The organism is Arthrobacter sp. JUb119 (assembly GCF_024807995.1).
Lineage (GTDB): Bacteria > Actinomycetota > Actinomycetes > Actinomycetales > Micrococcaceae > Glutamicibacter.
On record NZ_JANUFE010000010.1, the window covers coordinates 53,238 to 72,900 of the forward strand.

At 64.4% G+C, this 19,663-nt stretch carries 17 protein-coding genes; 10 read left to right on the forward strand and 7 right to left on the reverse strand.

Translation table 11 applies throughout. The features are described 5' to 3' along the window. Nucleotides 1-82 precede the first annotated feature (82 nt). The gene (locus M2368_RS18270; protein ID WP_105662330.1) at nucleotides 83-1,021 is read right to left on the reverse strand and encodes a LysR family transcriptional regulator; all 939 of its coding nucleotides are present in this window, start codon (nucleotides 1,019-1,021) and stop codon (nucleotides 83-85) included. Nucleotides 1,022-1,172: 151 nt separating this feature from the next. Here M2368_RS18270 and M2368_RS18275 point away from each other — a divergent pair, with 151 nt between their 5' ends. The 5 genes from M2368_RS18275 (at nucleotide 1,173) to M2368_RS18295 (ending at nucleotide 7,732) form a co-directional block, all read left to right on the forward strand. Next, a complete protein-coding gene (locus M2368_RS18275) occupies nucleotides 1,173-2,477 on the forward strand; it encodes an aromatic ring-hydroxylating oxygenase subunit alpha (RefSeq protein ID WP_105658918.1) in 1,305 nt (434 codons plus the stop codon). Next, nucleotides 2,474-3,865 carry a flavin reductase family protein gene (locus M2368_RS18280; RefSeq protein ID WP_332595212.1) on the forward strand — a complete coding sequence of 464 codons (1,392 nt, stop codon included), beginning with the start codon at nucleotides 2,474-2,476 and terminating at the stop codon, nucleotides 3,863-3,865. Before M2368_RS18275 ends, M2368_RS18280 begins: the two co-directional genes overlap by 4 nt. A gap of 42 nt (nucleotides 3,866-3,907) precedes the next feature. Then, the gene (locus M2368_RS18285) at nucleotides 3,908-6,427 is read left to right on the forward strand and encodes a GcvT family protein (protein ID WP_426736034.1); all 2,520 of its coding nucleotides are present in this window, start codon (nucleotides 3,908-3,910) and stop codon (nucleotides 6,425-6,427) included. A 271-nt stretch (nucleotides 6,428-6,698) separates the two neighbouring features. Continuing rightward, the gene (locus tag M2368_RS18290) at nucleotides 6,699-7,175 is read left to right on the forward strand and encodes a hypothetical protein (protein ID WP_448939907.1); all 477 of its coding nucleotides are present in this window, start codon (nucleotides 6,699-6,701) and stop codon (nucleotides 7,173-7,175) included. Nucleotides 7,176-7,267: 92 nt separating this feature from the next. Continuing rightward, nucleotides 7,268-7,732, forward strand: coding sequence for a hypothetical protein (locus M2368_RS18295; protein WP_448939908.1), 465 nt, complete (start codon nucleotides 7,268-7,270; stop codon nucleotides 7,730-7,732). Between the two features lie 362 nt (nucleotides 7,733-8,094). Here M2368_RS18295 and M2368_RS18300 read toward each other — a convergent pair whose 3' ends face one another. From M2368_RS18300 to M2368_RS18310, 3 genes are all read right to left on the reverse strand, one after another. Further along, nucleotides 8,095-8,982, reverse strand: coding sequence for a bifunctional 5,10-methylenetetrahydrofolate dehydrogenase/5,10-methenyltetrahydrofolate cyclohydrolase (locus M2368_RS18300; protein WP_448939909.1), 888 nt, complete (start codon nucleotides 8,980-8,982; stop codon nucleotides 8,095-8,097). Continuing rightward, entirely contained in the window at nucleotides 8,979-9,629 is a 651-nt protein-coding gene (locus tag M2368_RS18305) for a cyclodeaminase/cyclohydrolase family protein (RefSeq protein WP_498724818.1), read from the reverse strand. Before M2368_RS18305 ends, M2368_RS18300 begins: the two co-directional genes overlap by 4 nt. 190 nt (nucleotides 9,630-9,819) lie before the next feature. Beyond that, nucleotides 9,820-10,725, reverse strand: coding sequence for a LysR family transcriptional regulator (locus M2368_RS18310; RefSeq protein WP_498724819.1), 906 nt, complete (start codon nucleotides 10,723-10,725; stop codon nucleotides 9,820-9,822). Nucleotides 10,726-11,005: 280 nt separating this feature from the next. On the opposite strand from M2368_RS18310, the gene M2368_RS18315 reads away from it, so the two are divergent. From M2368_RS18315 to M2368_RS18335, 5 genes are all read left to right on the forward strand, one after another. Then, nucleotides 11,006-13,291 (forward strand): PrpF domain-containing protein, encoded by a 2,286-nt coding sequence (locus M2368_RS18315; RefSeq protein WP_498724820.1) that lies wholly within the window; start codon nucleotides 11,006-11,008, stop codon nucleotides 13,289-13,291. A gap of 12 nt (nucleotides 13,292-13,303) precedes the next feature. Continuing rightward, nucleotides 13,304-15,481 carry a tripartite tricarboxylate transporter permease gene (locus tag M2368_RS18320; protein WP_498724821.1) on the forward strand — a complete coding sequence of 726 codons (2,178 nt, stop codon included), beginning with the start codon at nucleotides 13,304-13,306 and terminating at the stop codon, nucleotides 15,479-15,481. Nucleotides 15,482-15,506: 25 nt separating this feature from the next. Further along, nucleotides 15,507-15,899 carry a universal stress protein gene (locus M2368_RS18325; RefSeq protein WP_448939913.1) on the forward strand — a complete coding sequence of 131 codons (393 nt, stop codon included), beginning with the start codon at nucleotides 15,507-15,509 and terminating at the stop codon, nucleotides 15,897-15,899. A 143-nt stretch (nucleotides 15,900-16,042) separates the two neighbouring features. Next, nucleotides 16,043-16,477: a MarR family winged helix-turn-helix transcriptional regulator gene (locus M2368_RS18330; RefSeq protein ID WP_105658912.1), complete on the forward strand. Its 435-nt coding sequence runs from the start codon at nucleotides 16,043-16,045 to the stop codon at nucleotides 16,475-16,477. Next, on the forward strand, nucleotides 16,474-17,871 hold the full coding sequence (locus tag M2368_RS18335; RefSeq protein WP_498724822.1) for an MFS transporter: 1,398 nt from the start codon (nucleotides 16,474-16,476) through the stop codon (nucleotides 17,869-17,871). Before M2368_RS18330 ends, M2368_RS18335 begins: the two co-directional genes overlap by 4 nt. A 74-nt stretch (nucleotides 17,872-17,945) precedes the next feature. Here M2368_RS18335 and M2368_RS18340 read toward each other — a convergent pair whose 3' ends face one another. The 3 genes from M2368_RS18340 to M2368_RS18350 form a co-directional block, all read right to left on the reverse strand. Then, nucleotides 17,946-18,242 (reverse strand): antibiotic biosynthesis monooxygenase family protein, encoded by a 297-nt coding sequence (locus tag M2368_RS18340; RefSeq protein WP_498724823.1) that lies wholly within the window; start codon nucleotides 18,240-18,242, stop codon nucleotides 17,946-17,948. Nucleotides 18,243-18,344: 102 nt separating this feature from the next. After that, a complete protein-coding gene (locus M2368_RS18345; RefSeq protein WP_498724824.1) occupies nucleotides 18,345-18,875 on the reverse strand; it encodes an ASCH domain-containing protein in 531 nt (176 codons plus the stop codon). 71 nt (nucleotides 18,876-18,946) lie between these two features. Further along, nucleotides 18,947-19,663, reverse strand: a 717-nt coding sequence (locus tag M2368_RS18350) for a hypothetical protein (protein WP_498724825.1), incomplete at its 5' end; no start/stop codon positions are given.

The following is a 19,663-nucleotide window of genomic DNA, read 5'->3' on the forward strand; positions in this document are numbered from 1 at the left end:
GCCCAAGTCTGACCACTGGATGTGATCCATGTCAATAGCCCGGCGAGAAATCCGCCGGGTCCGGCAGCCCGCCAGCGGCCGGCTACCCGTCCAGTTCCTCGGCCGAGCGCAGGGAAATGATGTCCTTGGCGGTGCGCTGCAGGATATCCAGGGATTCCTCGATCAGCGGCGAGCCGCGGCTGCCCTTGCGGGTCACCGCCACGATGCGCCGCGAAGGCTTGGCCGCCCCGGAAATCCGGCGGCGCACCACGTTCTGCGCATCGCCCAGGGTGGCCAGCCGGGGCAGCAGCCCCACGCCCAGGCCCGCCCCGATGAAGGCGATCATGGTTTCCCACTCCACCGCCTCGTGGGCGATATGCGGGGTGACCCCCAGCGAAGTGAAGGCGGCAACGAATAGCGCCCGGTAGACCGACTGCCCGGATTCGGAGATCCACGGGTCATCGGCCAGGTCCTCCAGGGCCACGGACTTGTGCTGCGCCAGCCGGTGCGTCGCGGGCAGCACCACATCCAGCGGGTCATCGAGCAGCACGGTCTGCTCGAACCGGTCCCTGGCGGCAGAACCCCCGGACGTCTGGCTGGCCACGATCACGGCCAGGTCGATCCGCTCCGCGAGTAGCAAGTCCAGGCAGCGCTGCGGCTGCGCTTCGATCAGCTGCACCTCGGTATCGGGCCGGGTGGCTCGCAGGTTCGCGGCCAGCGGGGCAAGCAGCTGCGCGGCAGCGGTGGAGAAACCGCCCAGGCCGAACTGCCCCTGCACCTGCCCGGAGGCGTTGCGCGCGGACGCCGCGAGCAGCTCCCATTGCGTCACAATCCCGTCCAGGCCCGCAACGAAATGCCGGCCCGCGGAGGTCAGCCGCACCCCGCGGCCCTCCTTGGTGATCAGCTTGATGCCCAGGGTGCGCTGCAGTTCGCGCAGCTGCGCGGAGACCGCCGAGGCCGAGTAGCCGGTCAGTTCCGCGGTGCGCGCTACCGAGCCTGTGGAGGAGAAGACCCGCAGGGTGGCGAAGCGTGGATCAATCATGCACCAATTGTGCACGGTTCCGTTCAATTTCTTGCGCTTTTCTTGCCGACTATTTCTTCCTAGTCTCGATTCATGCGGTGACCGGCCTCACATCGGCCCGCGCAACCACAGCCAGAGGACGCCAGCCGCGTCGTGTTCCAAGGAGTAACAGATGACCGCTTCGGTAAGCGCACCGCGCACTACGCGTGGGAAGCTCGCTACGTCGGTGAACCAAGAACAGCTCGCCGAGATCACCGAACTCTTCCGCAACCGGCGCAAGGGCTACTCGCTCGAAGCCCCGCTGTACACCGACCCCTCAGTATTCGATGTCGAAATGCAGGCCATCTTCGGGACCCACTGGCTGTTTGCCGCGAGCATTGCCGAGATCCCCGAGCCCGGGGACTACGTGACCGTGGACTACGGTCCGCATTCGCTGATCGTGCTGCGCACCGAGGAGGGCGGGGTCAACGTGCTGCACAACGTCTGCCGGCACCGCGGCGCCCGCGTGCTCACCGAAGCTTCGGGCAGCACCGGGAACCTGGTCTGCGGCTACCACTCGTGGACCTACTCCCCCGAAGGGGACCTGATCCACGCCTCCGCCCCGGGCGAAGGCAAGTTCGACAAGAGCTGCTTCGCGCTCAAGCGCGCCCACGGCCGGGTCCATGCCGGGCTGGTCTTCGTTTCCCTGGCCCAGGACCCGCCGGCGGACTTCGACGAGGTCGCCGGCATCTTCGAGCCCTACCTGGCCCCGCACGATATCGCCCGCGCCAAGGTCGCCTACCAGCAGGACATCATCGAGGAGGGCAACTGGAAGCTGGTGATGGAGAACAACCGCGAGTGCTACCACTGCGACGGGCACCCCGAGCTGGCCTGCTCGCTGTTCCCCACCTGGGGGCTGAGCGACGACACCGTTCCGCCGCACCTGGAAGAGGTATGGGAACGCAACCAGCAAGCCCAGGCGGCCCTGGAGGAACGCTGCCGCCGCTACGGATTGCCCTACGAGGTCGTGGAGCAGCTGGACACCCGCATCGCCGGCATCCGCATCTCCCGCGAATCCCTGGACGGCGACGGGGAATCCTTCTCCGCCGACGGGCACCGCCTGTCCAAGAAGCTGCTCGGCGAGCTGCGCGACTTCCGGCTGGGCCGCTGCTCCATGCACCTGCAGCCCAACAGCTGGTTCCATTTCCAATCCGACCACGTGATCACCTTCGCCGCCTTCCCGATCAACGAGCACCAGACCCTGGTGCGCACCACCTGGCTGGTGGCCGATGACGCGGTCGAAGGAGACGACTACGACCTGGAGAAGCTCACCCACACCTGGAAGCAGACCAACCTGCAGGACAAGGCCTTCGTCGAGCTGTGCCAGAAGGGCGCAGCCAGCCCGGCCTACCAGCCGGGCCCGTACATGAAGAGCGAATACCAGGTCGAGGCGTTCATCAACTGGTACACCCAGCGCGTGCTGGAGCACCTGGCATGAGCGCAGGCGCCCAGCTGGCATCGAGCGTAGCGGCCCAGCGCATCCGCGGGCTGGAAATGCCGTGGAACCGGGTCCTCAGTTCCCAGGAAGGCCCGGCGAGCGCGGCCCGCGCGCTGGGACCCTGGCACCCCCAGGAGTTCCTGGCCGAATGCGTGCAGACCATCGAGGAAGCCGGCGGGCTGATGACCTTCGTCTTCCGCCGCGCCGATGGCGCCCCGCTGGCCTTCCGCGCCGGGCAGTACCTGAACATCGCCTTCCCGGTGCATGGCGAAGACCAGGACCCGGTGGACCGCAGCTATTCGATCTCCAGCGCGCCCACCGTGCCCTGGACCTTCAATGTCAGCATCAAGCGCGATCCCAAGGGCCTGGTCTCCTCTTGGGCGCATGAGAACCTGCGTCCGGGCATGGTGCTGGAGATGCTCGGCCCGGTGGGCGCCTTCCATCTGGGCGATTCCGACCGGCGCGCCCGCTACCTGTTCCTTGCGGCCGGAGCCGGGATTACCCCGATCATGTCGATGGTGCGCACCATCCACTCGCTGCCCGGCCAGGCCGATGTGGTGGTGCTCTGCCACGGCACCGTGCCCGGGGACTTCGCTTTCTGGCCCGAGCTGGAATACATTGCGCAGGTCGATTCGCGGATCAAGGTGTTCTACTCGCTGGGCGACCGGGCCAAGCCCAAGAGCTGGAAGGGCTTTGCCGGGCGGCTGACCACGGCGATGATCGACGCAGTGGCCCCGGATGCCAATGGCCGCAAGGTGTTCGCCTGCGGGCCGGAAGGGTACCTGAATTCGGCCACCCAGCTGCTGCGCGAGGCCGGGGTGGATGACACCTCGGTGTTCATGGAGTTCTTCTCCGGGGACCGCAAGACGCTGCTCGAATACCAGGAGGAAATCGCCCTGGCGGGGTCCATCGCCGAGGAGGTGGCCGAATCCGTGGAGGAGTTCTACGAGAGCCAGCCGCCGGAGCTGGGGATGTACGAACCCGAGTACGACCAGAGCGGCACCATCGAGGCCAGCGGCCAGAAGCTGGTGGCGGTCGATTCCAATGCCCCGCTGCCGCCGGCCTCACCGCTGGTTCCCGCGCAGGACCCGCCGGATACCGCTTCCTTCCCCACCGTGGGCGAAGGCGAGCTGACCATGACCTTCCTGCGCACCGCGGTGAATGTCCGGATCAGTTCCCAGGAGCACATCCTGGGTGTCGCCCAGCGGGCCGGGGTGCGCATCGGCGCCAACTGCCAGGAGGGCATGTGCGGCTCGTGCAAGGTCGTCAAGCTCGAAGGCGAGGTGGCGATGAACCACCAGGGCGGCATCCGCGCCCGTGAAATCGCGGCCGGGAAATTCCTGCCCTGCTGCTCCACCGCCCAATCGGATCTGGTCATCGACGCCTAGCGCGCCGGCCACCACCACACCATCAGCTTTCAAGGAGTCCCCATGTCCCGTCTTTCCCCTCGGATCCTCATCATCGGCGCCGGCATCGTCGGCGCCAACCTCGCAGACGAACTGGCCGCGCTGGGCCACACCAATACCCTGGTCATCGAGCAGGGTCCGCTGGATCTTCCCGGCGGCTCCACCTCGCACGCCCCGGGCCTGGTCTTCTCGTCCAACCCGTCCAAGTCCATGACCGAATTCGCGCAGTACACCATCGAGAAGCTCACCGGCCTGGTGGGCGCCGACGGGCGCGGTTCCTTCCTTCCGGTGGGCGGGCTGGAAATCGCCACCACCGATGAGCGCCTGGCCGACCTGCATCGCCGTGCCGGCTGGAACCGCTCCTACGGGGTCGACGCCGAAGTCATCGACGCCGCCGCCTGCCTGGCGAAGTTCCCGATGCTCAACCCGGAGAAGGTCCTGGGCGGCCTGTTCACCCCGGGCGACGGGCTGGCCCTGGCCGCCAAGGGCACCGCGCTGGTCATGGAACGCGCCAAGGCCGCGGGAGTCGAGTTCCGCGACCGCACCATCGTCACCGATATCGAGGTCTCCGGCGGCAAGGTCGCCGCGGTCATCTGCGGCGAGGAGCGCTTCGCGGCGGACATCGTGGTCTCCTGCGCAGGCTTCTGGGGACCGAACATCGGCAAGTTGGTGGGCACCTCGATCCCGCTGCTGCCGCTGGGCCACCAGTTCGCCTGGAGCACCCCGGCCCCGTCGCTGGCCGGAGTCAACGAGCTGCCGGCCGGTGCCAGCCGCCCGATCCTGCGCTACCAGGACCGCGACCTCTACTACCGCGAGTGGGGAGATCGCATCGGCATCGGCTCCTACGCCCACCGCCCGATGCCGGTGGACCTGGACACCTTGCAGGCCTACCGCCCGGAAGAGATCACCCACGAGCGGATGCCTTCCTCACTGGAATTCACCCCGCAGGACTTCGCCGCCGAATGGGAAGCCAGCCAGGAGCTGCTGCCGGATCTGCGCAATACCCGGATCCAGCGCGGCTTCAACGGCATCTTCTCCTTCACCCCGGACGGCGGCTCGCTGGTAGGCCAGTCCAGGGAAGTGGACGGCTTCTACGCGGCCGAGGCCGTGTGGGTCACCCACGCGCCGGGCATCGCCAAGGCCGTGGCCGAGCTGATCACCACCGGCACCTCCACGACGGACCTGAGCGACTGCGACCTGAACCGCTTCGAGGACGTGCAAACCACCAAGGAGTACGTCAGCGAGACCTCGCAGCAGAACTTCGTGGAAATCTACGATGTCCGCCACCCGCTGGAACCGCGCACCAAGCCCCGCGCCGTGCGCACCAGCCCGTTCTACTCCCGCCAGCAGAAGCTGGGCGCCTTCTTCCTGGAGGGCACCGGCTGGGAGCGCCCGCACTGGTACGAGGCCAACGCCGCGCTGCTCGATGAATTGCCGGCGGAGTGGGCGGCCCCGGAGCGCGACAGCTGGTCAAGCAAGTTCCACTCGCCGATTGCCGCGGTGGAAGCCTGGAAGACCCGCACCGCGGTGGCCATGTTCGACATGACCCCGCTCAAGCGCGTGGAAGTCACCGGCCCCGGTGCCGGGCCGATGCTCCAGGGCTTGACCACGGCGAATATGCTGCGTGCCCCGGGCATGGTCAGCTACACCCTGCTGCTGGACCATGCCGGCGGCATCACCAGCGACATCACCGTGGCCCGGCTCTCCGAACAGGTCTACCAGGCCGGCATCAACTCCAACGTGGATGTCGCCTACCTGGACCGCGAAGCGCGCAAGTTCAATGAGGCCAACCCGGGCCAGTGGGTGGCAGTTCGCGATATCACCGCCGGGACTTCCTGCATCGGCCTGTGGGGCCCGCTGGCCCCACAGGTCATGGCCAAGATCAGCGACGACGATATGGGCAACGAGGGGCTGAAGTACTTCCGCACCAAGCAGATCTCCATCGCCGGCATCCCGGTCACCGCGATGCGCCTGTCCTACGTGGGCGAATTCGGCTGGGAGCTCTACGCCTCGGCGGATGTCAGCGCCAAGCTCTGGGATGCGATCTTCGAAGCCGGGCAGGAGCACGGCATCATTGCCGGCGGGCGCGAGGCGTTCAACTCCATGCGACTGGAGAAGGGCTTCCGTTCCTTCGGCACCGATATGACCAGCGAGCACGAACCGGAACAGGCCGGTTTGGGCTTCGCGGTGAAAGCCGCCAAGACCGCGGACTTCGTGGGCAAGTCGGCGCTGGCCGAACGTGCCGCGGCGGCCACCAAGCGCCTGCGCTGCCTGACCGTGGATGATGGCGTGTCCATGGTCCTGGGCAAGGAACCGGTCTACGTGGATGGCAAGCCTTCCGGCTACGTCACCAGCGCCGCCTACGGATACACGGTCCGCAAGCCGATCGCCTACGCGTGGCTGCCGATCTCGGTGGAAACCGGTGACCCGGTGGCGATCGAGTACTTCGGCAAGCAGATTGCCGCCACCGTGGTCGATGATCCGCTGTACGATCCGCAGATGGACCGCTTGCGCGGAGTTTCGCTGGCTACTTCGGCCAGCTAGCGGCTAGACGCACATACCCGGGGCCGGGCACCGCTCATGCGAGCGGTGCCCGGCCTGTCGTCGTTAACCTGCGTGGCTGCCTGCACGCCGAGGCGGTACGCCATGCATTCATGCCTCTTAATAGGGATGCCCTGCCGATAGCGGCCGTAGCGCTCTCTGGACTCACTGGCCTCACTGGCCTTCTAGCCGCGTCCGGGAAAAACCAGCTTGTCCATTTGGAGAGAATACATGTAGCCTATCTAATAGTTAGCCTTTCTAATTACATTAGGCGATGAAGCAACTCAACACAGCGGAGCAGATGATGAGTGATTCCTTGGCAGTTCCCGCAGAGGCAAGTCCGGTTCACAGCTCAGCCTGGGACACCCGGATCAGCCATGTCGCCGCGCTGGCAACCCGGCTGTGCCAAGAGAAGGATGCAGTCCACTCCGCCTTCTGCAGCATTTCCGGATTCCCGAATGAGCTCATCGTGAATCTGGCCTGCACCGCTACGGGCGAAGAGCATGTCCCAATGATCATGCTCTACGTGAACGACACGTTGCTTCCGCAAATGGAAAGGTCTCTCGGCATCCAGTTCGAGGTGCGAAACCTCCACTTCGCCGTTGCCGGCAGGGAAATCCATGCTCCCGCAACCGCTGGGTTGAAGGGCTGCTCGCCCACCTTGGATTGGCTGGACCAGCCATTGACCGAGCCCATCCCCGCCACCTCGAAGGATCCCCGAGGTGCCCACGCGAACCTGACGTTGATTTAGCCCCTCGGCCAGTGAAGGAATCCGCCCTCGGGTGGCGATTCCTTCGAGCTTGCTTGTTTTCTTATCCAGCGCAAGAAAAGGAAGTAACTGAAATGGCAGGTCGCATCGCTAGAACCCAAACCGCGCTCAGGGTCGCGGATTTCCTCGCGACGCGCGAGGGCAAAACGCATCTGTCGCAGTACGGATGGGTTCCCGGAATGCCCATCGTGATGACTCGGGCCACAGAATCAGCAGATGACGCCATGGGAATGGTCTCGATCCATGGACGTGCGGCCCTGGTGGCAATGCTCGACCCGCTGGCCTCGGAACTGCGGATACTGCATATCACCACCCCGCAGCCTGCACTCAAGAAAGTCCGGGTCTCTGCGGCAGGTCTCACCATGGGTGACTTGTTCGAGCAGCTTGCCTCGACGCTGATCGTCGAATTGCGCGTCAGGTTCTGGAACCACACCGCCGTAGCGCACATCATCCCGTCGTGCCCCGGCATGAAGAATGCGAACGACTCCTGGGGCGCTGCCTTCCGACGGACCCAGCGGCCGCTGGAAACCACCGCCTAGGCAGCTGCGCTCCGATGATCCGGCGCGGCTGCCGGTAACTGGGCGAAGGGATCAGGGAATTGAATCGAAGCCAGTGCGCGCTGGGAGCAACTGTGCCTCCTAGCGCTGAATCCCTGCCAGAGAACCTTCCCCGCCCGCCGCGGAACAGCACCCATGGGAAAGCCGCCGCATCATCAACCTCCCAATCGATGATGCGGCGGCGGCACGTGGTGCACCTGGCCGGCGGCAGATCCCAGTTCATGTCCCCGCCGGCGTGCACCGTGCCCGTGGTTCGCTTCGCCATGGCAATTGCGGTTCCGGCATTGAGGGTTCCGCCGCCTGCTGGCTTGCCCGCAGCGGAACCCGGAACACCGGCCAGCCAGCTACCGGCGTCCGGCCATGTGCGCTCCCTTCGCCGGGGCCGCCTGCTGGCTTGCCGCCGCGGCCTGCGCGGCATGCAGGACCAGCAACGCCGTCGTCACCGTGCCCACGCCGCCGGGAACCGGACTCAGGGCCCGTACCAGCGGACGCACCGATGCCGCATGGACGTCCCCCACCAGCTTTCCTTCGGCGTTGACGTTGGTTCCGACATCGATCACCACAGTGCTTTCCTGCGCGTCATTGCCGGTGAGCAGGTTCGCCTTGCCCACGGCCATGACGACCACCGAGGCGGACTTCGTGAAATGGGCCAGATCGGCGGTCCTCGAATGGCAGATGCTCACCGTGGCATCGCGCTGCAGCAGCAGCTGGGCCAACGGCTTGCCCACCACCGCAGAGCGCCCGACCACCGCGACATGCTGCCCGGACAGCGGGATCCGGTAGTGCTCCAGGATCTCGATGACCGAGCGTGCGGTAGCCGGGGCGAAGGCCGGCTGGCCGACACTGAGCCGTCCCAGGCTCAGCGGATTGGCCCCGTCAATGTCCTTGGCCGGGTCAATCAGCGCCACCAGCGCCGCGGCATCCACCCCTGGCGGCAACGGGGTCTGCAAGATGATTCCGTGCACCGAACTGTCCTCGTTCAAGGCGGTGATCGCTTCGGACAGCTGCTCCTGGCCGGACCCGGTCAGGTCCACGACCTGGCAGTCCACCCCGAGCTGCGCGGCGGCCCGTTCGATCGAGCGCACATACCAGGCGGTGGCCTCGTTATCGGTGGCCAGCACGACCGCGATCCGGACACTGGTGCCCTCGCTGGCCATGCGCACCACCAGTTCTGCGGTGCGGGCGCGGATCGCTTCAGCCACCGGCTGCCCGGCTAGATTGCGTGCCGTCATGCTGCCACCACCGCACGGGCGTGCGCGCTGAGCTCTTCGGCGTGGGCGATCGCCTCGCTGGCCTGGCTGGCGGTCTGGACCAGCCGCTCGCGCTGGGCGATGTCCTTGATTGAGCAGATGTTCATTTCCAGGGTGGCCAGCGCGGTAGCCAAGGCCGCCCGGGCAGCTTCGGCCGCGGCGGCCACGTCGCTGAGAACCGATCGGTTGCCAATGGGCAGCAGGCGCTGGCCCAGCTTGATGACCTCAATGGAGGCCTCGACGGTAGAGACCAGCGGTGCGGCGGCGGCGATGGTGGCGTTTTGAATGGCCGCGCTGCGCTCCGACTTCTGCTCGCTGCTTTCCTTGGGCAGCTTGTACGCGGCACCCAGGGCGCCGAACAGCCTTTCGTCTTCCTGAGCGGCGAAGAGCCCCTGGCGCATCAGCAGCCGGGCATGCTCGGAAATCTGCTGGGCCTGCTCCTGGACGTCCGCGTACCGCGGTCCGGAAGTGAATTCGGCAACCATGGACACCAATGCCGCGGCCTGCGCCGCATGCAGGCCCGCGGCCGCGCCCCCTCCTGGCGTCGGGGCGCCCGAGGCAAGCCGCTCAAGGTAGCTGCTGACAGTTTCATCGGAGATCAATGGGGTTTCCCCTCGTTCGGGACGCATGGAAGTTGATCCCTGCACCGTTCGGCGGGATTTCCGGCGCGCAGGACCACGGTCCAGGCCGCCGGAACCCCTTAGTATCCGACTGGTATATCAGGTTATCTTGAAGCCTAGAGCACCTACCGAACGCAGGTCAAGGGTTTTATGCCGCCCGGAACACCCCGGCCCCAAGCGCCATGCGACAGGATCGCCGCTAGTCCATCCAGGTCTTGCCCATGTCGACCAGCAGGGTCTGGAAGGCATTTTCCGCCGGGGCGCGCACGCGGTCCCGGCGCTGGGCTAGGACCACGCTGCGCGAGACGGCCGCCTGCCCCAGCGAGAGGATCTTGACACCCGGATGGTGGTTCATCACCGCGGATTTCGGCGCCAGGGCAACACCCAGACCCACGGAAACCATGGCCTGCGCTTCTTGGTAGTCATTGGCCTGGAAGGAGATCTTCGGGGAGAACCCGGCGGCATTGCAGGTGCGCTCGAGCAGCTCCGCGACCGGATGCTCATTGGCGCGAACGATCCACTGCTCATGGGAGGTAGCCGCCATATCCACCTCATCGAACTGCGCCAGAGGATGCTCTGTGCCGACTACAAGCACAGTAGGCTCGGTGAACAGGGTAGTCAGCTCGAAATCGTCGCGCTTGAGCCGCATCCACTCGTATTCCCACAGCAAGCCCATCGAAATCTCCCCTCTGGCAAGCAGGCCAATGAGTTCTTGCAGGCGGGTGCTTCGCACATCGAGCTTGATGGATGGATACATCTTGCGGAAGCGGCTGATGACCAGCGGCATGAAGGAACTACCCAGCGTGGGGAAGGTTCCCAGACTCAGGCTTCCGCTCTTCAGTCCGGCAAGCTGGTCCAAATCCGCCATGGCCGCGTCCATCTGCTGCAAGATGGCGCGCGCATGTCCGGCCAGCACATGGCCGGCATCGGTGGGAACCATGCCCCGAGCATGGCGCTGCAGCAGCGGCTGCCCCACTTCTTCTTCGAGCTTGCGCAGCTGCTGCGAAACCCCAGACGGGGTGTAGAACAGTTCGTCCGCGGCCGCAGTAACCGAACCGCCTTCGACGACGGAAAGCAATATCTGCAACCTCTTGGCATCGAGCATGATTCCCCCTTGCAGTAGAACTTCAATATATTGCACCAAGCGCACATTTGCTGGATTCTGGCGGATGTTTGGGCGAAATACACTCCCAGCATTGGACGAATCCACCGCGTTTGTCATCGCATTACCCCAGTGCGAATGCTGAATTAAGCAGTACTTCAGCTTATTGCACTAGATGTAACTACTAATAAAGACTTAACTCCCCCATCATCAATACAAGGCAATAGTGCTCGGCATCACATCTAACGCGGGCACTGCGTTCTCGATAGATTGGGTATGTCCAATGAAACACACGGTTAAGGCCACTTGGATGCGCGGAGGTACCAGCAAATGCTGGGTCTTCGAGCGAAGTGCGCTCGAAGTTCCCGGCTTCACAGTCGACGAGGTATTGCTGCGCCTCTTCGGCTCCCCCGACCCGCGCCAAATAGACGGTGTCGGCGGCGGTACCTCGACGACGAGCAAGGCCGTCATCCTCAGTCCCAGCGAGCAACCGGGCGTGGATATCGACTACACCTTTGCCCAGGTGGGCATCGACCAGGCCGTGGTGGATTGGGGCAGCAACTGCGGAAACTGCTCGGCGGTCGTCGCCCCCTATGCACTGAAGCACGGCTGGATCGATGCCGAAGACGGCCTGGCCACCGTGCATATCCGCAATACCAACACCGGCCAGCTGCTCATCGAGCGCATGGTCCTGGACGGAACACAGTCCACTGCGTTCATTCCCGGGGTTCCTTTCCCCGGGCAAGCCGTGGAGATCGGCTTTCTGGATCCGGCCGGTGGCACCACCGGAGCGCTCTTCCCGGCCGGCGATCGGCTAAGCACGCTGCAGGTCGCCGGCATCGGTACGCACCCCGGCTTCGAGGCTGACGCCACGCTGATCGATGCCGGAGCGCCGATGGTCATCATCACCGCGGCCCAGGCGGGCCTGGATGCCGCGGACTTCTCTGACTGGCCCGCTCTGGCGCTGGCCGATTCCGATCGGCTGGACCGGATCCGCCGGGCCGGCGCCGTGGAGATGGGCCTGGCCAGTAGCGCCGAGTCCGCCCAGCGGGCTATCCCCAAGCTGGCCATCGTCCAGGCTCCAGCCGCTGGCGGCGACGACGATTTCAGCGTCATGATGCTCTCCATGGGCGCACCGCATCCAGCACTGGCCATCACCGGCAGCGTCGGGCTGACCATGGCCGCACGCCAGCCTGGCACCGCCATCGCCAACCTGCTGCCCACGCCCCCCGGCGACGTGCTTCACATGCAGACCCCGGCGGGGCAGATCCAGACCTGGCAGCGCCAGATCGAGGGCAGGACCGCGGTCGGGACCACGCGCACCGCCCGGGAGCTGGCCGAGGCGCAGCTGAGCTTCGACCCGGTCGCCCTGCCCGGATCCCCATCCACGGCCGTGTTGGCAGGCGAACCCCTGCTCGATCCGGATTCCGCGCAGCTGCTCGATGACCCGCCGGCGCACAAGAGCCGCACGGTCTTCGCCTCGGTGGCGGTATTCGCCGCACTGGGGCTCGGTGCCACCCTGGTCGGCGGCGGGCTGCTGAATCCCCCGGCGGCCACCACCGACGGCGATTACGCCGGGGAGACCGTGGAAATGGTCATCCCGCTGGCCGAGGGCGGCGGCACCGACACCTGGGCCCGCTTCGTGGGCCAGGAACTGGTCCACAGCATTCCCGGGGAACCAGGCTTCGCCCCGATCAATGAGGCTGGCGGCGAGGGCATCACCGGCAGCAACCGCTTCGCTTCCTCGGCCGCCGACGATGGCACCGAGCTGCTGGTCAGCACCGCCACCACCGTGGTGCCGTGGGTGCTGGACCGCCACGTGGTGAAGTATTCCTTCGAAGACCTCGAACCAGTGCTGGTCAACGGCACCGGCGGTGTGATCTATGCTCGCACCGCCGCCGGGGTCGAAACCCCCCAGGACCTTGTCGACCGCAAGAAGCCACTGGTGTTCGGCGGCATTTCCGCCACGGGTCTGGACTTGACCACGCTGGTTGCCTTCGACCTGCTGGAAGCCGATATCTCGGCGACCTTCGGCTTCGAAGGCCGCGGACCGGTGAACTTGGCGCTGCAACGCGGCGAGGTGGACATCGATTACACAACCACCTCCTCGTACCAGTCCGCCGTGGAGCCAATCGCCAAGGAAGGTTCGGCCACGGTGCTGATGTCCTTCGGCCAGCTCGATGGCCACGGCAAGATCGTGCGGGATCCGAACTTCCCGGAGGCCCCCACCGTGGTGGAGGTATACCGGGACCTGCATGGCAAGGAGCCCAGCGGTCCGAAGTTCGAGGCCTACAAGACCCTGCTGGGCCTGACTTATACCTATCAGAAGGGTTTGTGGGCTCCGAAGGACGCACCGGATGAAGCAGTGAACCTGTTGCGCGATTCCGCCCATGAGCTCTCGGACGACAAGGAATTCAACGACAGGGCCGCTGAGGTGCTCGGCGGGTACCCGATCGTGGCAGATGAGAACCTCTCCCAACGCGTCAAAGACGCTTACACCGTGACCGATGAGACCAAGGGCTATGTCACCGCACTGCTCAAGGACTCCTACGGCATCGAACTAGATTAAGGAGGCACCACAATGCTGGATTCCGCACTGGCCGCATTGGCCTCGCTGGCCGATCCGAGCATGCTGCTCATGCTGCTCATCGGCGTAATCTCAGGCCTGGTCATGGGCCTGATTCCAGGATTGGGCGGCACTGCTGCCGTCGCGATCCTGCTGCCCGTCACCTTCGGGATGGAACCTGCCTCCGCGCTGGCCCTGCTGATCGGCGCGCTGGCGGTGGTGCACACCTCGGACACCGTGTCCGCAGTGCTGCTCGGAGCCCCAGGCTCCGCCTCGGCATCGGTCACCATGCTCGATGGCTACGCCATGGCGCGCAAGGGCCAAGCCAAGCGCGCCCTGTCGCTGGCTTTCCTCTCCTCGATGGCCGGAGGGCTGATCGGCGCTGTTGGCCTGACCCTGGCCATCCCGCTGGCCCGGCCCTTGGTACTCTCCTTCGCCAGCCCTGAGCTGTTCATGCTCACGGTGCTGGGCGTCGCATTGGCCGCAGTGCTCTCGCGCGGCAATGTGATCAAGGGGCTGACCGCCGGCCTGGCCGGCCTGCTGGTGGGCATGATCGGCACCGCGCCGACCACCGCCGAGGAGCGCTTCACCTTCGGATCGCTGTTCCTTGGCGACGGGCTGTCGCTGGTGGCAGTAGCCCTGGGCGTCTTCGGACTGGCCGAGATCGCCTCGCGTGCCAGCCAGCGCCGCGGCGACAAGCAGTCCGTGGAAGTCACCGGTGGCTGGGGATCGGGAATCCGCGAATGGCTGGGCCATTGGTCCCAGGTCCTGCGCGGCGGGTTGATCGGCATCTGGGCCGGTGTGCTGCCAGGCGTGGGTGCCACCGCTGGCACCTGGTTGGCCTACGGCCAGGCCGTGGCCACCGCCAAGGACAAGCGCAAGTTCGGCAAAGGCGACCCGCGTGGCATCGTCGGTCCGGAAAGCGCCAATAACTCGGTGGAAGCCGGCGACTTGATCCCCACCTTCCTCTTCGGCATTCCAGGCGGCGTGCCTTCGGCCATGCTGCTGGGCATGCTGCTGACCTACGGCATCCAGCCAGGTCCGAGCATTATCAACGAACACCTTGATCTGATGTACATGATCATCTGGGCCTTCGCCATTGCTTCGGTGCTCGGTGCCCTGTTCTGCTTCATGACCGTGCGCCCGCTGTCTTCGCTGACCAAAGTTCCGTTCTCCGTGCTGGCCGCCGGCCTGGTAGTCATCATGCTCCTGGGCTCCTTCCAGGACGGCGGGCAACTGGGCGACCTGTGGGTCATGGTGCTGCTGGGCGTGGCCGGGTGGGTACTGAAGTCCACCGGATTCCCGCGAGCCCCCTTCCTCATCGGTTTCGTGCTGGCGATCCCGATGGAGCGCTACTACTTCCTGACCGATAGCCTCTACGAGGGCTTCGAGTGGATGCTGCGTCCGGGAACCATGGTGTTCATCGCCGTGCTCGTGCTGCCGATCCTCTGGAACGTCTTCAAGTGGTTCCGTGCCCGCCGCAAGCTGAGTGCCGATGATGATCCGAAGTCGGACAGCGCTCCGGATGCCGAAGCGCCGCTGAAGAACTCGGTGTGGTCGCTAGCCGCTGCCGCGGTGCTGCTGGTGGTCTTCGCCGGGTCGTTGCTGCTCTCCTCGAGTTACTCCCCGGATGCGAAACTTGTCCCGCAACTGGTCGGCTGGGTCGGGGTCATCTTGTCCGCAATCTTGCTGGTCCTTGAGCTGCGCACCTGCAAGGCCGCAATGGCCGCGGACCGGCAGGTGGCCATCCCGGCCTCTGCCTACCTCACCGCGCCAGCAGATGCGGTTCCCGTGACCGCAGGGCCTGCGCCTACCGGCGCCGTCCAGGCTACGGCGGCACCCCGGCAACCGGGCATCATTCCAGATGACGGCGCCACTCCGTCCGCCGGATATCCGGCGGGAACCACTGCAGCGGACGCTGGCATTCGTTCCGCTTGGGGACCTAAATGGACCAGCGACGCGGCCTTTGCATTGCGGACCTTCAGCTGGATGGCGGGGTTCCTCATCCTCACCTCGCTGGTGGGATACCTCGCAGCCATCTCGATCTTCGTGCCGGCCTTCCTGCTCATCGTGGCCCGCGCCAAGTTGAAGACCACGATGATCTACACGGCGGTGCTATTCATCCTGATGCTGGCCTTGCCGTCCCTGCTTCCCATCAACCTGCCCCAAGGCCTGCTGGCCACCTGGCTCTGATCCCGAAATCCACTAGGAGAACACCATGGCAATAATCGCTTGCTACAGCGATACGCCCGCGGGCCGACTGGCCATACGGCGCGGACTGGCCGAAGCCCACAAGGCCCAAGACCACTTGCTGATTGCGAACCTGGACAAGGAGCCGATTTCCGAGGAGCACCTGGGCATCGACCTTGATGCCCTGCTGGATCTCGGGGTTCCGTTGCAGATCCTGCCGCAAACCGGCACTGTCCACGACGCCGCCGATTTCGTCCTCCAAGCTGAGCAGGAGCACACGGCCACGTTGATCGTCTTGGGTCTGCGCAAACGGTCGCGCGTTGGCAAGCTGCTCATGGGCAGCATTGCCCAGCGCATCCTCATCGAGGCCGATTGCCCGGTGCTGGCGGTCAAGGCGAAGGAGGAGCCGCCCGCGCACTAGCGGGGAAAGCCATGGCAGCCCTCGCCCGCATCTCGTGCAGATGCGGACGAGGGCTGCTTTCATGCGCCCGATGGATCGGGGCAGTGTGCAGCCTCACGAGCATTCCACAAGAAGCTTGTACAAGTTAATTGTATTCTATAGCTATGGAAATTGATCCCGAGCCCGCAGACCTTCCCCAGCAAATGCTCGAGGTGCTTTCGCCATTGCTGAGCCTGATACGCACGGCACGATCCATCTCCCCGGGCAAACTGGGAATCCTGCACACCTTGGCCACCGAAGGCCGGGCCAGTGCCGCCCGGATGAGCCAGGCCATCGGGGTCAGCCAGCAGGCCATCTCGCTGACGACCAAGGAATTGGAAGGCCTCGGACTGATCGAGCGGCACCGGGACGAGGCCGACCGCCGCAAGCTCTGGTTCCAGCTCACCGATGACGGCCGCCAAAAGCTGGACCAGGAAATCCTGCTCGGCCGGACCGCGCTGCTCCAAGCCATGGGCGAGAACCTGAGCGAGGAGGACCGTTCCCTGATCCGCTCCGCCTTGCCCGCGCTCAAGAAAATCAATACCGCGGTCCGCCCATGAGCCGCAACGCATCCAACCAGAGCCCGCTGGTGCCCACGCTGGTCTTCGCCGCGCTTGCCACGGCAATCGTCTCCTCGCTGGGCATGCTGCTGGTCCCCTCGATTTCCTTGCGGTTCAATGTCGATATTGCCGCTGCCCAGTGGATGCTCACCGTGAATCTCCTGGCCGGCGCCGTGGCAACACCCATCATGGGACGCCTCAGCGATGGACCGCATAAGAAGCGGCTGCTGCTCGTCTCGCTGGCGGCCATGTTCCTGGGTTCTGTCATGGCAGCGTCCGCACCGAGCTTTGGCGTGTTCCTTGCCGGACGCGTGCTCCAGGGATTGTCCTACGGCATTGTTCCGGTCACCATCGCCATCGCCAGGCGCTATGCAGCGGCCGAGCACGTGCAGAACACCATCTCCACCTTGTCGGTGACGGTTGCTTCCGGAATCGGCATCGGCTATCCATTGACCGGCATCATCGCTGGCATTTTCGACTACTCCTACGCGTTCTGGTTCGGTGCGCTATTCGTGCTGGCCACCATCTGCGTGGTGTGGAAAGTTGTTCCTGCAGGCCCCGATACCCAGGCCGAGCAACGTCCCTTCGACTACACCGGCTCCGGCTTGCTGGCCCTGGGGCTCACCTCCCTGCTGCTGGCCATATCCGAGGGGCCCAAGTGGGGCTGGGCTTCACCTGCAACGCTTGCTTTGGGCGCTTTCTCGGTCATCGTGCTGATCATCTGGGTGAGGGTGGAAAACAGCCTTGGCCACCCGCTGATTAATCTGCGCACGCTCAAGCAGGGCGAAGTCCTCTTGGCCAATATCTCGGCCATCGCCCTGGGCGCCGCGCTGTATATCGGCATGTCCGTATCATCACTGGTAGCCCAGGCAGATGCGGCAACGGGCTACGGGCTGAGCCTGCCGGTCTTCTGGGCAGGATTTGTCATCTTCCCGCTCTCGGTCGGCAGCTTGGCTGCCAACCGCGTGGTGCGCATACTTGCCAAACGCGTTGGCATCCAGGTCATGCTTCCCATTGGAGCAATCATCATGGCCGCAGCAGGCACCATGCTCTGGCTGCTCCACTCGGCGCTCTGGGAGATCTTGCTGAGCATGCTGGTCTTCGGCATCGGCATGGGCGCAAGCTATGCGGCCATGCCGGCATTGATCGCCCGCAGCGTAGCGACCAAGGAGCTAGGCAGCTCGGTAAGTTTCAACCAGGTGCTGCGTACTGTAGGTTCTTCCTTCGGCACGGCGATTTCCGCGGCCATTATCGCCACCCACCCCGGACTCAATGGCGAGGCCAGTCCGGAAGGCATCGACATGACCTTCTTGATCGGCGCACTGCTTTGCATCGCCTTGGGTGCTGCGTTGCTGGCCGATTCGGCACGGCGCAAGTTCAAGGGACGCAGGTAGGCAAAAAGGTCCTGGATGCAGATAACGCCCCGATACCACGAAGGCATCGGGACGTTGCCAGCAGGCTGCAGCGCCTAGAATTCCACGATCTCGAATTCCAGAAGTTCAGCGCCGCTGGCCACTGGCTTCTTGGCATCACTGCCAGCATGGGCCGCATCAGCGCGCTGGGTACGCCAGTTCTCGAAGTCCTCGCGGGTTGCCCACTGGGTGTACACGATGTACTTGTCTCCACCATTGACCGGACGCAGCAACTTGAACCCTTCGAACCCCGGTGAAGAATCCACCGAATGCTTGCGAGCAGCAAAACGCTTCTCCAGTTCCGGTCCAGCTTCGCCGGGAACCGATAGGGCATTGATGACGACAATCGACATGTTCAACCTTTCTTTTCCGGGCTTCTTTCACGGGAAACCCTCTGTCTCCACCCTACGCCCGCGCGTTCTCGACCGCAGGCCAGCGTGACGAAGTTCGACCGGCTAGTCGGCATACTCCTGTGGCCAGCAAATTTCAAAGCGTTCCAAGACCAGTTCTCCCCCGGCGTTGGCGGTGTCTTCAGGGATCCAGTCGATTCCTATGGACTTCTGGGTACGGCGCCAGAATTTTTCATGTTCTGCGCGCCAGTATTCCAGCGACAGATCCCCTTCGCCCTCGGCCGCGGCAAACTGCGCGTCTACCTCGAAGAACGAGGAGCGCTCGACGGAAAGTACTCGCAAAATTGCTCGCGGCTGCCCTTGGCCATCGCAGACAATGCAGTGGTCTTCCGGTTGCGGGACACGTTCGTTGTAATAGGAATAATCGCTAGCCAGAGATGAAGTCGCTCGCTTGGTTCCGTGCAGCATTTCATCCAGAAGCTCATCGGCAAGCGCAGGATGATCACCGAACGATTCGGCGACATGGTGCGGTGCCTCGGTCAGCGGAATCCCTTTGCTCTCCAGGTACGCAGACCACATCTGTTCAGCAGCTTCTGCGTTGACAGGCGGCAGCACTGGGAGAGATTTTTCAGTCATGGAACGATCCTAGCCGCGAAGCACACTCCGCATGGCCGTGGAATGGCAATGGAAGGACGATTGGGCTGCGTCTAGAGTCCTGGAATCTTGAATTCGAACTTCTCCTTCGAGTTCCCTTGGCTTTCAAATGCAATAGTCCGGCCCCCAAGGAGGTAGAACTGCTTCAGCTTTATAGTCACTGGGCCTTCGCAGCTAAGCCTGAACGAATTAGCTCGCATGTTCGAGGGAACGCAGTTCCCCTTGTACGTCATGTTATCCACCCAAAGCCAGTTGAGCCGCACCTCGAAACTTATTGGATCGCTTTCAGAAGCTCCGCTGATATCGAAGGTGTAATTCGCAAAGAATCCACCTTCCTCTTGTGCCATGATGACCTGGAATCCAGATCCGTCTTGGTCGTCTTCCGGCTCAACCGTTGGTTCCGAGGTTGGTTCCGCAGTCGGCTCGACTGAAGGCTCCACCGTTGGTTCCGGAGTTGGCTCCGGGGTTGGTTCAGGAGTCGGTTCCGGGGTTGGTTCAGGAGTCGGTTCCGGGGTTGGTTCAGGAGTCGGTTCCGGGGTTGGTTCAGGAGTCGGTTCCGGGGTTGGTTCAGGAGTCGGTTCCGGGGTTGGTTCAGGAGTCGGTTCCGGGGTTGGTTCAGGAGTCGGTTCCGGGGTTGGTTCAGGAGTCGGTTCCGGGGTTGGTTCAGGAGTCGGTTCCGGGGTTGGTTCAGGAGTCGGTTCCGGGGTTGGTTCAGGAGTCGGTTCCGGGGTTGGTTCAGGAGTCGGTTCCGGGGTTGGTTCAGGAGTCGG

Bases quoted from the DNA above. Each gene is read 5' to 3' on its own strand.
- M2368_RS18300 (WP_448939909.1), bottom strand. From the start codon at position 8,982: ATGACGGCACGCAATCTAGCCGGGCAGCCGGTGGCTGAAGCGATCCGC.
- M2368_RS18295 (WP_448939908.1), top strand. From the start codon at position 7,268: ATGGCAGGTCGCATCGCTAGAACCCAAACCGCGCTCAGGGTCGCGGAT.
- M2368_RS18310 (WP_498724819.1), bottom strand. From the start codon at position 10,725: ATGCTCGATGCCAAGAGGTTGCAGATATTGCTTTCCGTCGTCGAAGGC.
- M2368_RS18270 (WP_105662330.1), bottom strand. From the start codon at position 1,021: ATGATTGATCCACGCTTCGCCACCCTGCGGGTCTTCTCCTCCACAGGC.
- M2368_RS18330 (WP_105658912.1), top strand. From the start codon at position 16,043: ATGGAAATTGATCCCGAGCCCGCAGACCTTCCCCAGCAAATGCTCGAG.
- M2368_RS18285 (WP_426736034.1), top strand. From the start codon at position 3,908: ATGTCCCGTCTTTCCCCTCGGATCCTCATCATCGGCGCCGGCATCGTC.
- M2368_RS18345 (WP_498724824.1), bottom strand. From the start codon at position 18,875: ATGACTGAAAAATCTCTCCCAGTGCTGCCGCCTGTCAACGCAGAAGCT.
- M2368_RS18280 (WP_332595212.1), top strand. From the start codon at position 2,474: ATGAGCGCAGGCGCCCAGCTGGCATCGAGCGTAGCGGCCCAGCGCATC.
- M2368_RS18290 (WP_448939907.1), top strand. From the start codon at position 6,699: ATGAAGCAACTCAACACAGCGGAGCAGATGATGAGTGATTCCTTGGCA.
- M2368_RS18325 (WP_448939913.1), top strand. From the start codon at position 15,507: ATGGCAATAATCGCTTGCTACAGCGATACGCCCGCGGGCCGACTGGCC.
- M2368_RS18275 (WP_105658918.1), top strand. From the start codon at position 1,173: ATGACCGCTTCGGTAAGCGCACCGCGCACTACGCGTGGGAAGCTCGCT.
- M2368_RS18340 (WP_498724823.1), bottom strand. From the start codon at position 18,242: ATGTCGATTGTCGTCATCAATGCCCTATCGGTTCCCGGCGAAGCTGGA.
- M2368_RS18335 (WP_498724822.1), top strand. From the start codon at position 16,474: ATGAGCCGCAACGCATCCAACCAGAGCCCGCTGGTGCCCACGCTGGTC.
- M2368_RS18315 (WP_498724820.1), top strand. From the start codon at position 11,006: ATGAAACACACGGTTAAGGCCACTTGGATGCGCGGAGGTACCAGCAAA.
- M2368_RS18305 (WP_498724818.1), bottom strand. From the start codon at position 9,629: ATGCGTCCCGAACGAGGGGAAACCCCATTGATCTCCGATGAAACTGTC.
- M2368_RS18320 (WP_498724821.1), top strand. From the start codon at position 13,304: ATGCTGGATTCCGCACTGGCCGCATTGGCCTCGCTGGCCGATCCGAGC.